We start from the raw sequence: 14,120 nt of genomic DNA, 5'->3' as shown, positions 1-14,120 counted from the left end.
AGTGTGAGTTTATTGGTTGTTGTAATTGTTGTTAATATCGTAAGATGCCTGTGCGCGTTCTACCGACGCGTAGGCCGTTTGCACGGAAGCCTGTGCTACGGCCGTTTGCAGCTGGGCCTGGGTAAGCTGGTTTTGGGCATCGAGCAGTTCTATATACAGCAGTTGCCCTTCTTTATACACTTTCATCTGGTCGCGGTAGTACCTTTCGGCAAAAGACAGCTGGCTTTGCGCTGTTTTAAAATTTAGAATGGCCGTCTGGTAATTGTTTACTGCTTCGTATAGTTGTAACCGTAGCTGGTCGGTTGTTTGATCGGCGGCATTGGTGATGGTAGCAACTTCGTTGGCGGCCTGTTTGATTTTGTATTTGTATTTGTGAGAGGCAAACAGGTTCCATTCCAGGTTTACGCCAAACATATAGTAGCGGGTATCTTTATCGAAACGCGCGCCGGTGCCTTGTGAGCCGAGATCGATGAAGGTGCTGAGCTTGGGTACCAGGTAGGAGCGTTGAAGTTGTTCGTTTAAGCGGTATACGTTAGCAGCGCTTTTATATTGGGCCAGTTCTTCACGGCCGTTGATATCTTTGCCAGGCAGCTGTGCCGGCATCTGAAGAAGGGTGCTGTCGAGCGTAATATTTTCATCCAGTCCGCGGTTCAGCAGGAAATTAAAATAAGCTTTGGAATTCTGCCGGGCGTTAATGGCTTTGTTGATATCGGCATCTGTTTTTTGTTTTTCCGTTTGTGCGCGATAGAGGGCGGTGTTGTTACGTATGCCATTACGCACCATGCTCTCATTGATCCGGATGTTTTCATTGATAAGCGACAAGGCATTGTTGTAAATAGCTACCGCCTGTGCGGCCTGGTAGTATTGATAGTAGGCCGTTTTAATATCGCGTACCAGTTCCCGTTTGTATACGTTCAGGGCGGCCTGTTGTTGTGTAATCTGTTCTCTCCGGATTTTCTGGTTGTAATAAATCTCTGCATTGATCAGCGGCAAACTCGCCCTTACTTTGGCATCATAAAAGTTATCGGGGTTTAGCTGCACCGATACGTTGTCGATGTTTTTGAAATCATGGCTGTTGGTCAGCTGATTCAGGCTATTGTACACCGGGTTCATAATATCCCCGATGGGAAAATCGATGGTACGGCCGCCTGCTGATTTGGTGTAGCTGCCCAGTACCGATACATTCGGCCCAAAAAGGCTTTTTGCTTCCTGTAAGGCGAGCATTGATTTGGTCAGCTGGAAGTTTTGATCTTTTAATCCTTTATTGTTGCTGAAAGCGGATTGTATGTATTGATCCAGCACAGAACTTTGTGCAAAGGAGCTGAAGCCCGCTGTGATCAGGCCTATTAACAATGCTCCTTTTGTGATTGATGTGTACATAATGAACGGTGTTTATTGATGCCGAAAAAAATAAAGCCGGCTGGCTTTCTGTTAATCGTTGTTGATATAATGAACAGTGTTTAATGATGTTCTTAAAAAAAAGCCGTCAAGGCTTTTAAGTAAATTTTGGTTTCACTTCATCTTCACAAAGCAGTGCTTATGCTTTAATCATTCGCAGGTATTCCTTAATCGCTTCATCTACCACTCCCGGCATATCTTCATCTGAAACCCTGGACACTTTGGAACATCTTCCCCGCAGGTGCAGGCTCACAAGGCCATGCGCAAAGCCCCATACAGAAAGGGTGCCTATTGTAGCATCTTTAAACTTCACCAATTTTTTGTCGATACATTCCTGCATGAGGTTATATAAAGCATCATAGGCAGGATCTCCGTTCATCCACTTTTCTTCTTTCATCACGGCATTCATCGGCGCTTTTATGATAAACATCAGGTCATATAACTCCGGATGATTTCTCGAAAACTCCACATATGCACGTGCCAGTTGCTCCAGCCTTTTGAATGGTTCGTTACTATTTACTTTTTGCAGGAACTCTGTTGCCAGGGTTGCAAATGCTTCTGTTTGCACATCATATAACAGCTGATCTTTATCCTTGTAATAAAGATAAATGGTTGCAGGACTGTATTCTATTTTATCAGCAATATTGCGGATCGATACTTTTTCATATCCGTCTTCCACAAACATTTGAATAGCTACGTCTACAATACGCCTGCGCATTTCCGCCTTTTCACGTTCTTTTCTTTCTATTATGCCCACGTTGAATTGTTTACAGTGCAAATATACTGAACAGTGTTTATTTTCCAAATTTATTTTTAGGGAGAGAGATTTCTGGGCCCCGGAAAGGGGGGGAGATCAGGTGTCAGGTCCTTGATTTGCATACAACTTTCAGGGCTTTGCATACAGCTATTAAAGTGTTCTTAGCGAACTTTGACCTATTAAAATTAATAGTATGGTAATGAAGAAAATAAATTTGGGAAGCGAAGGTTTGGCTGTACCAATTATAGGTTTGGGCTGTATGGGTATGACGGGTTTTGAAGAAGGAAATATATATGGAGAGGCAGATGAGCAGGAAGCTATTGCTACCATTCACCGATCGCTCGAATTAGGTGGCAACTTTTTAGATACTGCCGATTTGTACGGTCCTTTCAAAAATGAGCAGTTGATTGCTAAAGCAATAGCTGGTAATAGGAATAAGTATATTATCGCGACAAAATTCGGTTGGGAAATAGATGATAACAACAAAGTGACCTGGGCTATTAATGGCAAAAAAGAATATGTGAAAAAAGCGGTGGAACGTTCTCTTAAAAATCTTAACACGGAGTACATTGATTTGTACTATATGCACCGACTCGATAAAAACACGCCCATCGAAGAAACCATTGAGGCGATGAGTGAGCTGGTGAAGGAAGGAAAAGTGGGTTATCTCGGACTATCAGAAGTATCTTCAGAAACTATAAGAAGAGCTCACTTGGTTCACCCGATTACGGCGGTACAAAGTGAATATTCTTTATTTGAGCGTACAACAGAAGAACGTGGCATACTGAATACTTTGAATGAACTTGGGATAGGTTTTGTTGCTTATTCCCCATTAGGACGTGGTTTTTTATCCGGGCAGATCCGGACCATAGATGACTTACCGGAAAATGATTTTCGCCGGGCAATTCCCCGTTTTCAGGAAGCTCATTTTTACAAGAATATTGAGTTGGTTAAAGCCATTGAGGCAATGGCCGGAGAGAAAAAAATAACCACATCACAGTTGGCACTGGCCTGGATTATAAATAAGGGCATCTTACCTATTCCGGGTACCAAACGAAGAAAATATTTAGAGCAAAACATAGCGGCCACCGGAATTGAATTAAACGAAGCTGATCTGTTGAAACTCGAAAGCATTGTGCCGTTGGGTACTGATACCGGTAATCCATACGATGAGTTTAGTATGGGGCTTATTGACTAGCGTATTGTACGGTTGCATTTTTAAGAATGCAACCGCTATTCTACACCTTAAAATGTTTAAATTAGTATGATGAATGCCATCAGATCAGTCTCAGAATTTCACCGGTTGCTCTCTTTGCCCGAGCCACGTCATCCATTGGTAAGTGTGATTAACCTCGCCGAAAGTACTTTCCTGGAAGATGATGTATGGAAAGGTTTTGTGAATAGATTTTATTGTGTTGCCCTCAAAAGGGAAGTCAAGGGAAAAATACGATATGGCCAGCAACATTATGATTACAATAAGGGTGTTCTGAGCTTTACCGCACCTAATCAGGTTCAATACCTGGATCTGAAAAACGTAGAATGCGGATCCGGTTACCTGCTTGTTTTTCATCCTGACTTTTTGCTGGCCCATCCTCTGGCAAGCAACATCAACGGTTATAACTTCTTCTCTTACGCTGTAAATGAGGCGCTGCATCTTTCTGCTGAAGAAGAAGATGATCTTATTACAATATTGAACAAGATCGACAAGGAATGCCTGCATATTGATAAATATACGCAGGGAATTATCCTATCGCAAATTGAGTTGTTGCTCAATTATTCCAATCGATTTTACGAGCGGCAGTTTATCACCCGGAAAAACCACCATCATCAACTGCTTGCCAAATTTGAACGCCTTGTTGATGAGTATTTTGACAGCAGTACGACAACGCAACCGGAACTATTAACGGTACAACGCATGGCCGAACTCATGAACCTGTCTCCAAACTACCTGAGCGATCTACTGCGCATGCATACAGGGCAAAATACACAACAACATATACATCAGCGATTGATTGAAAAGGCGAAGGAAAAACTCTCGACTACAAATTTGTCGGTAAGCGAAATTGCTTATGCATTAGGCTTTGAACACGCACAATCGTTTAGTACGCTGTTTAAGAAGAAAACCAGTTTGTCACCTCTTGAATTCCGGCAGGCATTTAACTGATAATTAAGATACACCGTATCAAGTCCGCCTGTACGTAAGGGTTATTCCACCGTAATCTCGTCGCAGCAAAGCGAGGGCTTCTTTCCCTCCACCAGGCGCCAATCGGGAAGTGTAGCCGGACATTTGGCAGTGATCCGGATATACCTGGCCGAAACGCCCGGGACAGAGAAACTATAGTGATGAATGCGCACTGCGTAATCTTCCTCCGGAACAGGAATATCCTTTACGCCGGCAGAGGTAAAGTGAGTACCATCTGCAGATGTTTCCACCAACACTTGTGCAGGATTGAAAATATAATGCCGTGCATCCTGTAAAAAATTCATTTGGACCTGGCGGATAGTTTTACTGCTGCCCATATCAATGGTCGCTACCATATCCTTACCATAAGTAAAGAGCCAGTTGTAACTGAAGTCGTTGCCACCGGTTAATCCATCGGTAAGCGTACGCTCCTTTTTAGGCGTATACTCCGGCGTGTACGGATTTGCAAGGGTAACCGCCGCACCTAACGCAAGACTCTTCACCCATTTACGGGAAAACAACTCCTGCCACTCCTGCGCATAGGCATCAGGGGCCAACCCGCCTTCTGCCAGTTCCTGCACACCGGCTGTTTTACATTGCGCTACAAATTTCTGTACACGTTGCGGCCATCGCGGGTTTACCGTGCCATCAGGCTGGAGATAGCCGTATTTTTCGGTGCCATAAAAACGCGATTGCTGCAACACCGCATATTCCAGGAATAACCGGGTATTATATACACGCTGGAGATAAAGCGGGTTGTTACCTACTGCCGCTTCGGCCTTATCGAGAAAACCGGAATACTGGTCTGTTTGCACCGGCGATAAATAATCGCGCGATGAGTAGATGGGGTTACCGTAGATATCCAGCACCGCACGGGTGCTTTTAACAGCATTCGTGAGCGCGTCGAGGTATTGCCCCATCGCAGGCGCGGCAGCACCGTAATAGCCCTTTAAAAAGTCACTGTTGACCTTTTTCATATCAGCAGCCGGTTGCCATAACAAGGCTGCCTGTACGTAGCTGTTGTATTCTGCCATGTCACCATAGGTTTCGCCGCTGCCCTGGGAAAATACGCCTTTTACATGATGGGCCGCAAAATATTGGAGGTTGGATGACAGGTTGCTGTAATCGGGGAACGGATTCAGGTAATTGGTAAACTGCGTGGTATAATCCCAGATGAAGAGGTTGCCGGTAGTGGCTTCCCAGTCTTCCAGGTTTTTGCGGAACCCGGCTGCGGAAGATGCCTGGGTGAGTGGTTCCTGCCGGAATGCATCAATAGTGCTCAGCATAATATATACATTGGCGGCCGGTTTTGTTTTTAACGGAGCTTTGGCGGTGTAGCCATAAGCCAGCGTAGTAAAGCGTTGGTCCGGGAATTGTTTGGCTACCCGGTTTACAAAACGGATCAATGAACCCTGTGGACCGCCCTCTTCTGCATCTGCCTTGCGGCATAGATCGCAGGTACAGCCGCCGCCGCCATCCTGCGGGGCAACAGACCAGTACATGGCATCCGGGTTGTTTGCCATCGCTTTTTTAAACCAGTCTACCGTTAAAGTATATACGTTTTCATTACTTAAACAAAGCTGCAACGGCTGCCTTTTACCATTTACCATTGAATAGTATTCCGGGTGATCCCTGAAGTAAGTATCCGGTGGAAGAATCTTGAAAAAGGAATGTCCCCATACGCCCCAAAGGTCTTCAAACCGGTGCAACCCATGCCAGGCAAGGTATTCGGCATCCATGGAAGGAGGGTAGTAGCTTTCCCGGTAAATAAATGCAGGCTCCTGCAAATCGGAGATAGCGCCGTTTAGTCGTATATCCTTCACCGCAGGTATTACTGCCGGACCCGCAGCATCCTTACGGCAACCCATATACGTTTGTAACACATAATATACCCCATACACCACTCCCTGGCCACTGCCACCACGGATAAAGAGCTGCCTGCTTTTGCTGCCGGTGAAAAAACCTTCTCCATGAATTTCAGCCGGGCCTGCACTATGGGTGGTATTGCCAATAAACACCGCCGGCTGGTCCTTGTATTGAGGTTCTGATATCACGGGTAGCGCAGCTCCGGAAATACGTTGGATATAATCCCGGAGAATACCTGCCGCTTTGCTTTCTGCTTTGGTAGCCTGTTCCGGCAGCACAATCACGTATTCGCTGCGTCCCTGCTGTACCAGTGTAATCTCTTCTGCCGGAGGCCGACAGGCACTGTATAACAACGTAGTGATCATTAACAAAAGGCTGTTCATAATTCTGCACATTGTAATTCCGTTAAAATTTACGCTGAAGCGTTACATAAATATCGTACTGGTTCTGGTACCCGGTATCACTGATCTTCTGGTTAATCCAGGTGCCGAAAAGTCCGAGTGTGGTCCGGTACCGGATCACTTTCTGGTAGCCTGCGCCAATGCTATGTGTCAGCAAACCGGTAAGATTGGGAAAGTTAATCAGCCGGCTCCTGTCGTCCGGAGAGGTACCTAATCCTGCTACTACCTGCAGATAGTCCTGCCGCCGGTTCATAAAATAACGGGTGGTGAGATTAAAGGACGTGTAAAAATCAGAAGATTCGCTGATGGCATATCCCCGCAGGTTTACCCAGAAATCGCCGAAAGGCTTTGCCACAGAAACCACGCCGGAAATGCTATTGGTGCTGTCCAGGTTCAGGTAACGGCCTCCCAGTTCCACTTCTATATCTTTTTTAAAGGTCTTGAATATCGAGTAGGCTGCCCGTAATTGTGGGAACACCGTTTTGTTGGAGTAAGCCAGCATACCATAAGAATACAGTTTAGGCGTGTGGGTGTAATACATTTCTGCCAGTCCCTGTAAGCCATTGCCGGTTTTTCTGCCGGCGTAGTTCAACTGCACCGCGTAAGAGCCCCGTTTGATGTAGCGCCGGTATTCAATAGTGGCAATGTTATATTTGTCGGACATGTAATCATAGCTGGAGTTGAGGTAATACAATCCGAACTGGTTCTTCAATGTTTTACTTGCCAGGTAATCACGGTAGTCGGTATTCACGGCAGTGGGCTGCAGCTTTACGATCGAATCAGCTACCAGTGCGGCGGCCGTGAGATCTTTTTTATTCTCCAGGGTGATGGCCCGTTTCATTAAAAAGGTTTCATTGTCCGGGTAATATTTTATTCCCTGCGCGATGTAGGCGAGGGCGCTGTCGTAGCGTTGCTGCCCGTTGAGGATATTGATACTGTACAACAGCGCCATTGAATCTTTCGGGCGCAAGGCCAGTACCTGGTTAAACACGGCCAGCGCGCTGTCGGGTTGCTGATTACGCTGGTAATCAGTACCGGCCGACATCAGGCTGGTAAGGTATGCATTTTTGTATTTGAGTGTGTAGGGATAGCGGTTCACCAGGTCGGCGGTAATGGCAGCAGATTCGTTATACGCATGCATGTCCTGAAGCACGGATGCTTTTTTCAGCAGGAAATCACGGTTGCCGGGATACAAGGTCAGCGCTTTATCTGCAAAGTACAGGGCGCTGTCGGGTTTACCGGTGGCGCTTTGCATGTTGATCATATAATCGAGCGCCTCCTGGTTGGAAGGCACTATGGCCAGTACCTGTTCAAACTGTTGCTTAGCCAGGTCATATTCTTCTGCCTTCATTAAATTACGTCCTGCTGTTAAACGCATGTCAACAAAGTTGTTGCTGAAGCGCTCATCGGAAGGATAGCGGGTTGCCAGTTCACCGGCAATGGCGGCAGCTTCTTCATACCTGCCGGCATCTGCCAGCACACCGGATTTTTTCAGGAGAAAAGATTCATTGGCCGGGTAATAAGTGAGTGCCTGGTCCAGTACTTTTAATGCAGCGGAGGTATTTTTTTGGGAGATGTAGGTATTGGCGAGCAAGTGCAGCACCGCAGAGTCGCCAGGACTTACCTTCAGGGCCGACTCAAAGGAGGCAAGTGCCAGGTCGTACTGCTGCTGTGCAAGGTATTCGCGCCCGGTGACGGTTTGCAGCTGTACCAGTCTTTCTTTGAGCATCGGATTGGGTGAGCGCTGATACAGTATCATTGCCAGTGCCGCGGCGCTGCCATACTTACGGTCACCTTCCAATACATCCATCTTCAATGCCAGCAGGTGGCTGTCGTTGGGATTGGCTTTCAGTCCCCTGTTAATCCATGCCAGGGCTTCCTGGTAAGCGCCACGGGCCATACTGTAACCAATGAGTTTATCGAGCGCTTCGCGGTTGCCGGGATTTTTTTCCAGCACACTGCCATAAAGCGTATAGGGGTCCATGTTAGCATAGTAAGTAGCGGCTTCCATGCGCAGGGAAGTTTCCATAGTGCGTGCTTTGGCATCTCCCGGGTACCGCCGTTGTATTTCCTGTAAGGTACTCAGCGCTTCTACGTAGGCGTGCATGTCTTCCAGGATGCTGAGCTTCCGCATGAGGAGGTCGTAATTGCCGGGATGAGCGGCAAGTTCATCATTCACCTGCTCCAGCGCCGACTGGTAATTTCCGCCCTTTAATGCCACGCCCAGGTTGGCTTCGCGGGCATCGCGGTTATGAGGATCAGCCAATAGTACCCGGTCGTAACTCTGACGTGCCATGCCGCTGTTGCCTAATTGCTGGTAGTACTTACCGCTTTGCAGGTAGTGTTCAATATAGGCATTGCGCACGGTGGTGTCTTCAGGATATTTGCTCATGATGGTTTCGGCCAGTTCATTGCCACGATATACTTTGTGCTGCAAATCCAGTATGCCCAGCTTCTTCAGCATAAATTCCCGGCTGCCGGGAAAATACGCCAGGGCCTCATCTGCATAACATTCCGCTTCTGCATATTTCCCCGTGGTAAGTTCTACATTGATCGCATAATAATAGGCATCGCGGTAACGCGGATTTTTGGCAAGTACTGCTTTGGTATATTTCCTGGACAGGTCATATTGTTTGGTGAGCATATACAGGCGCGCCAGTAACAGCTGCTGATCAATAAAATCAGGTTGCGCCTTCAGCGCTTCGTGCGATAAGCTGATGGCTTTATCATAGTGCTGCAGTTTTGTTTCCTGGACGGCCTGGTTATACAGTGCTTCTGCATTATCCTTCTGTTTTAAAATCTGCGCCTGCGTTTGCATCGCCCAACACACCAGTATTCCGGTTAACAGATGTTTTAATACAGCCATTTGCTTGTCATTTATAAGTTTATTTTTTCTTTCCAAATCCCTGTCTTTGCATATTTCCCCACGATGATTTTTTCCCCGTCAGGAAGAACCAGTATCCTCGCAGTGCAAAAAATACAATCAGCGGATGGTAGATCAGCGGTTCAAAAAAGGCCATCAGCGACAGTGAAATCACTTCCCGCCAGGTTTTGTAATAGCCGTAGGTAAGCTGGTCCCAACAGATGGCCAGCGTACTGATCATCACGGAGAACAGGTATACAAAGAGTAATAATATAAGTGCATAGGGCCAGTTTACCTGGTGCGTAATAATCAGGTAGATATAATAAAGGATACCGGTAAACTCTATGATGGGCGCCAGAAACTCGAAGAACAGGTTATAAGGCAACACAATCAGTCCGAGTTTCTTGTAACGCGGATTGAAAATGAGTTTCCGGTGCAGGGTGATGATCTCCGCCAATCCGCGACCCCAGCGGGTCCTCTGCCGGCTGAAAACTTTCATATTCGGAGGGCCTTCGGTCCAGCATTGCGTGGTGGGAATATAACGTATGGCGTATTTCAGTTTGTTATCGATCATAAATGCGCACATGCGGGTTACAATATCCATATCCTCCGCAAAAGAGCTGTGATCATAGCCACCGGCTTTGATAGCCACTTCTTTATCAAATAAGCCCAGCCCGCCGGAAACATTGGGTACACTGTTCATCACGCTCCATCCCATTTTCCCCAGCACGTAAGACCGTATATATTCCATTTCCTGGAAACGGGGCAGCACTTTTTCGGGGGGGCGTACCCGTATGATCACGCCTTCATCAATTTCCGTTGAGTTAGCTATGCGTAACGTAGCGCCGGTGGCTATCACCTGCCGGCTGTCTTCCATCACATGCACATATCCGCACTGCGGACAAGGTTCCCCGATCTCTTTGGTTTTCTTATGCTCTTCATCCATGAATGGTTTGATCATACGGAGCAGCGTATCTTTTTCAATGATACAGTCCACATCTGTGTTCAGGAAGTAGTCGAAGGCGGCCGCATTGATCCCTGCATTGGCAGCATCGGCTTTACTTTTACCATTTACTTTATCAACCACCAGCAATTTATCGTAGGCGGTGTTGGTGGATTTAAACAGTTGCCGCACGGGTTGTGTTACTATCCTTTCGTTGTAGGCGAAATCTACCGGCACCAGTTCAAATTCCATAATCAGCTTTTCCAGCGTATCGTCTGTACTGCCATCGTTTACAATGATCACTTCATAACGTGTATAGTTCAGCGTCAGGAGCGAACGTACATTCATGATAATGGTAACGCTTTCATTGTAGGCAGGCGCAATCACGGATATGCCCGGTGTGAGCGGGGAATCGAGCAGGTGATTATAGTCGGTGAAGCTACTTTTTTTACGGAAACGGATAATACCACGGTAAGACAAATACGCCAGCAAGGCGTACATGCACAACAGTACGCAACCATATATAAATACGCCTCCTTCAAAAATTGTTCTGAGCATAGCACACTGTTTTCTTTATTTCTTCTTTTTTCCAAAGCCTTGCCGCTGCATATTTCCCCACGTACTTTTTTTGCCCGTCAGGAAATAATAATATCCCCGCAGGGAAAAAAATACAATGAGCGGATGGTATAGTAAAAACTCCATAAAAGGTGTCAGGCACAAATAGGCTACCTCCCACCACTTCTTATAATAACCAAAAGAAAGCTGATCCCATAGGATAGCGATAGTGGTGATCATAACGGCGTATGTATATACGAAAAGCAGCAGCAACGATGCATAAGGCCAGTTTACCTGGCCGGTTACGGCGAGGTATATATAAATAATCACACCACTGAACTCTACCAAAGGCGCCAGTAATTCAAAGAAGAAGTTAAAAGGAAATACGATCAGTCCCATTTTTCCATAGCGGGGATTCAGGAACATACTGAAATGGGCATACATTAGTTGAGCCAGTCCGCGCGCCCAGCGGGTGCGCTGCCGGCTGAATATCTTTACAGAAGCCGGTCCTTCCGTCCAGCAGAGGGTTTTTGGAATATACTTCACTGCATAGTCAATCTGATTGTCGTGTGCATAGCGGCACATCCTGGTAAGCAATTCCATATCTTCCCCGAAAGAGCTGTGGTCATAGCCTCCGCAGCGGGTGGCTACTTCTTTATCAAATAAACCCAGTCCGCCGGAAACGTTGGGCACACAATTAATATAACTCCAGCCCATTTTCCCCAATACGAAGGAACGGATATATTCCACCTCCTGGAAGCGGGGGAGCAGCTGCCGGGGAGGCCGCATACGGATCAGCACTCCTTCGTCAAAGTCGGATGAATTGGCGATGCGCAAAGTGGCGCCAACGGCAATCACCTTTCTTTTTTCTTCCTGCATTACCGGCAGTGCCAGTTCCAGCAAGGTATCTTTATGAAGGATACAGTCAACATCGGTGCAAACAAAATACTTAAACGTGGCGATGTTGATCCCTGCATTCACGGCATCAGCTTTACTTTTACCATTCACTTTATCAATCACCATCAGGGCAGAATAAGCGGGGTCAGTGGATTTATAGATCTTCCGCACAGGTTGCGTCAGTATCCTGGGGTTATAGGCAAAGTCCACCGCCACCATCCTGAATTCCGAGACCAGCTGTTCCATGGTATTATCGGTGCTGCCATCGTTGATGATAATGATTTCATAGCGTGGATAGTTGAGCGTAAGGAGCGACCGCACGTTGGAAATAATGGTGAGGCCTTCATTAAAGGCAGGTGCAAGGATAGTAAGACCAGGCGCCATCGGCGAGCTGGCCAGTATGTCGAGCTGATGTTGGGTGCTTTTCCGGGTGTAATGGCGGATAGCCAGCATCGACAGCAGGGCCAGTAAGGCGTATACCAGTAGTAAAACCAACCCATATACGAAAAGTGTATTTTCGTAGGCCCTGCCCAGCCATGATAAAATGCCCTCCATCAGTATTTAATTAAAGGGTTCATACAATGCTTCAGTATCAGCAGGTTTTCGCGATTAGCGGTTTCCAGCAGTTCCTGTATTACGTTGCCGGCTAGCTGGTTGTTTCGTACCAGGGATTTGGCGGCAGCTTTGCGCAGATCGAAGTTGGTAGAATGCAGGAATTCCTGCTTCAGGAAGTCGATCTGACGTCCGCTGCTGATGCGGCCTATGGCCTTCAGTATTTCGATCTGGCATTGCAGTGGCTGGCTGCTGTACATGGATACCAGCCTGTCTTCCACGTCGGGGACCTTTAGTTTACCAAGACAATTAATGGCGTCTGCGCGCAGGTAATGATCTTTCGTGTCCAGCAGCTGGGTTACTGCAGGTACAGCGGGCAGCTGGTTATAATGAACGATCAGTTTCAGGCAAAAGGAAACCACGCTTTTATTGGAAGAGTAGGTGACCCACCTGGCGAAGTTGGGAATGGAGATATCTTCCGTAGTGGTAATGATCCGGAATAATTCCACCTGGTCCCACATCAGCAGGGGATCGGTTACCACATCAAAGAATTTAAAGGGCTCATTTTTACTGAGCTTGATATACGCATGCCGCGCGGCGGCACGTAACTCACGGTTACGGCTATTCGTTAATGGTAAAATGGTTACATCTGCCACGGGGATATCCATGTCGATGAACTCTGTCAGTGCCCGTACTTTCCGGGCCCATTTGGGCGACTTCATCTGCTTCATGGTATCCTTGCTCAATTCCAGCTGGATGTACAGGTTGCGCAGCAGGTGGCCGGCATTGCCTCTTACATTGCGGCGGAAATGTATAATGCGGTCCGTGGTAGCCTGCCTGGCCCATTTCTTATGTAAAGGCAGTTCCTGGAATCCATCCAGGTTCAGCTGTATCTGGCTGGCCGGTGTGCCTGCGGCTACTTCGGGGTTAGCCATGATCTCATCAATGATCAGGTTATCGATCTTCGGGAGCAGGTAATCCAGTCTTTTTCTCCGCTGATGCCCCAGGAACCGGCTTCTTAATATAGAAAGATAAGCCAGCAGGGTAACCAGGACAGCCACTATAATAAATATCATTGCCAGCCTGATGGCCAATGGCGCTTCCCTGAATGTGCTGAGGGCGGGATCCAGGAAAGCAGGAATGGGTATATCGAACATGCAGCTATTTATTCTTCATTAACAATCTTTTGACCCTGATCAGTAATTCTGCAGGTATGATCGGCTTCTTCAGGAAATCATCTGCTCCCAGTTTAAAGCCCTCCATGATCATGTCCTCGTTGCCGGCATTGGAAACAATAATCACCGGGATGGGCCTGGGCTGGCTCTTTACCCGGCTCAGAATTTCAAACCCGTTGGCATACGGCATCATAATATCCGTAATGATCAGGTCATAACCGTAATTGGTGGCTTCCAGTTTTTCAAATGCTTCTTTTCCGTTTGATACGTGGTCCAGCTCATACTCTGCAGAAGGGAGAATCCTTGCCACTATTTTGGGCATTATCTCATCATCTTCTACTAACAAAATTTTACTCATCGTGGCTGAATTTAATCCGCTAAACAAAACTGATATTTAATTGTTCGGCAGGGTGATACTTTTATTGTGTTTTCTAAAGATGCGCTTCGTGGTATTTGAAATGGCTGATGTTATATGGATATATACTTTAAAAATAAATGAATAGTTTTCCATTGATAAAAACAAATGGTTAC

Annotated in this window: 10 protein-coding genes; 2 read left to right on the top strand and 8 right to left on the bottom strand. The window is 46.7% G+C overall.

Annotated elements, in window-relative coordinates:
• Positions 1-9: 9 nt before the first annotated feature.
• Together ACLHR0_RS26990 and ACLHR0_RS26985 are read right to left on the bottom strand one after the other, a co-directional pair.
• Complete coding sequence (locus ACLHR0_RS26990; protein WP_436490837.1) at positions 10-1,380, bottom strand: TolC family protein; 1,371 nt, start codon at positions 1,378-1,380, stop codon at positions 10-12.
• A gap of 157 nt (positions 1,381-1,537) precedes the next feature.
• A complete protein-coding gene (locus tag ACLHR0_RS26985; RefSeq protein ID WP_370911281.1) occupies positions 1,538-2,155 on the bottom strand; it encodes a TetR/AcrR family transcriptional regulator in 618 nt (205 codons plus the stop codon).
• 193 nt (positions 2,156-2,348) lie between these two features.
• Here ACLHR0_RS26985 and ACLHR0_RS26980 point away from each other — a divergent pair, with 193 nt between their 5' ends.
• Together ACLHR0_RS26980 and ACLHR0_RS26975 are read left to right on the top strand one after the other, a co-directional pair.
• The gene (locus ACLHR0_RS26980) at positions 2,349-3,353 is read left to right on the top strand and encodes an aldo/keto reductase (RefSeq protein ID WP_436490835.1); all 1,005 of its coding nucleotides are present in this window, start codon (positions 2,349-2,351) and stop codon (positions 3,351-3,353) included.
• A gap of 66 nt (positions 3,354-3,419) precedes the next feature.
• Positions 3,420-4,319, top strand: a complete 900-nt coding sequence (locus ACLHR0_RS26975) for a helix-turn-helix domain-containing protein (protein WP_436490833.1) — start codon at positions 3,420-3,422, stop codon at positions 4,317-4,319.
• 41 nt (positions 4,320-4,360) lie between these two features.
• On the opposite strand, the gene ACLHR0_RS26970 is transcribed toward ACLHR0_RS26975, so the two are convergent.
• From ACLHR0_RS26970 to ACLHR0_RS26945, 6 genes are read right to left on the bottom strand one after another with little or no spacing between them, the layout of a single operon-like run.
• Entirely contained in the window at positions 4,361-6,586 is a 2,226-nt protein-coding gene (locus ACLHR0_RS26970; protein ID WP_436490831.1) for a DUF4838 domain-containing protein, read from the bottom strand.
• 22 nt (positions 6,587-6,608) lie between these two features.
• Complete coding sequence (locus ACLHR0_RS26965; protein ID WP_436490829.1) at positions 6,609-9,470, bottom strand: tetratricopeptide repeat protein; 2,862 nt, start codon at positions 9,468-9,470, stop codon at positions 6,609-6,611.
• A 19-nt stretch (positions 9,471-9,489) separates the two neighbouring features.
• Positions 9,490-10,968, bottom strand: a complete 1,479-nt coding sequence (locus ACLHR0_RS26960) for a glycosyltransferase family 2 protein (protein WP_436490827.1) — start codon at positions 10,966-10,968, stop codon at positions 9,490-9,492.
• A 15-nt stretch (positions 10,969-10,983) separates the two neighbouring features.
• Complete coding sequence (locus ACLHR0_RS26955; RefSeq protein ID WP_429046593.1) at positions 10,984-12,417, bottom strand: glycosyltransferase; 1,434 nt, start codon at positions 12,415-12,417, stop codon at positions 10,984-10,986.
• Positions 12,417-13,571, bottom strand: a complete 1,155-nt coding sequence (locus ACLHR0_RS26950) for a HEAT repeat domain-containing protein (RefSeq protein ID WP_429060578.1) — start codon at positions 13,569-13,571, stop codon at positions 12,417-12,419. The genes ACLHR0_RS26955 and ACLHR0_RS26950 overlap by 1 nt, the downstream gene beginning before the upstream one ends.
• A gap of 4 nt (positions 13,572-13,575) precedes the next feature.
• Positions 13,576-13,947, bottom strand: coding sequence for a response regulator transcription factor (locus ACLHR0_RS26945; protein WP_370911289.1), 372 nt, complete (start codon positions 13,945-13,947; stop codon positions 13,576-13,578).
• Positions 13,948-14,120 lie beyond the last annotated feature (173 nt).

Source organism: Chitinophaga sp. ARDCPP14 (genome assembly GCF_051362515.1).
Classification (GTDB): domain Bacteria; phylum Bacteroidota; class Bacteroidia; order Chitinophagales; family Chitinophagaceae; genus Chitinophaga.
The sequence above is the reverse complement of the archived record's forward strand: the minus strand, read 5'-3'. Positions and strand labels throughout refer to the sequence as shown.

Coding starts and splice junctions, on each gene's coding strand:
- ACLHR0_RS26955 (WP_429046593.1), bottom strand. CDS start 12,417: ATGGAGGGCATTTTATCATGGCTGGGCAGGGCCTACGAAAATACACTT.
- ACLHR0_RS26990 (WP_436490837.1), bottom strand. CDS start 1,380: ATGTACACATCAATCACAAAAGGAGCATTGTTAATAGGCCTGATCACA.
- ACLHR0_RS26970 (WP_436490831.1), bottom strand. CDS start 6,586: ATGAACAGCCTTTTGTTAATGATCACTACGTTGTTATACAGTGCCTGT.
- ACLHR0_RS26950 (WP_429060578.1), bottom strand. CDS start 13,571: ATGTTCGATATACCCATTCCTGCTTTCCTGGATCCCGCCCTCAGCACA.
- ACLHR0_RS26945 (WP_370911289.1), bottom strand. CDS start 13,947: ATGAGTAAAATTTTGTTAGTAGAAGATGATGAGATAATGCCCAAAATA.
- ACLHR0_RS26975 (WP_436490833.1), top strand. CDS start 3,420: ATGATGAATGCCATCAGATCAGTCTCAGAATTTCACCGGTTGCTCTCT.
- ACLHR0_RS26965 (WP_436490829.1), bottom strand. CDS start 9,470: ATGGCTGTATTAAAACATCTGTTAACCGGAATACTGGTGTGTTGGGCG.
- ACLHR0_RS26980 (WP_436490835.1), top strand. CDS start 2,349: ATGGTAATGAAGAAAATAAATTTGGGAAGCGAAGGTTTGGCTGTACCA.
- ACLHR0_RS26960 (WP_436490827.1), bottom strand. CDS start 10,968: ATGCTCAGAACAATTTTTGAAGGAGGCGTATTTATATATGGTTGCGTA.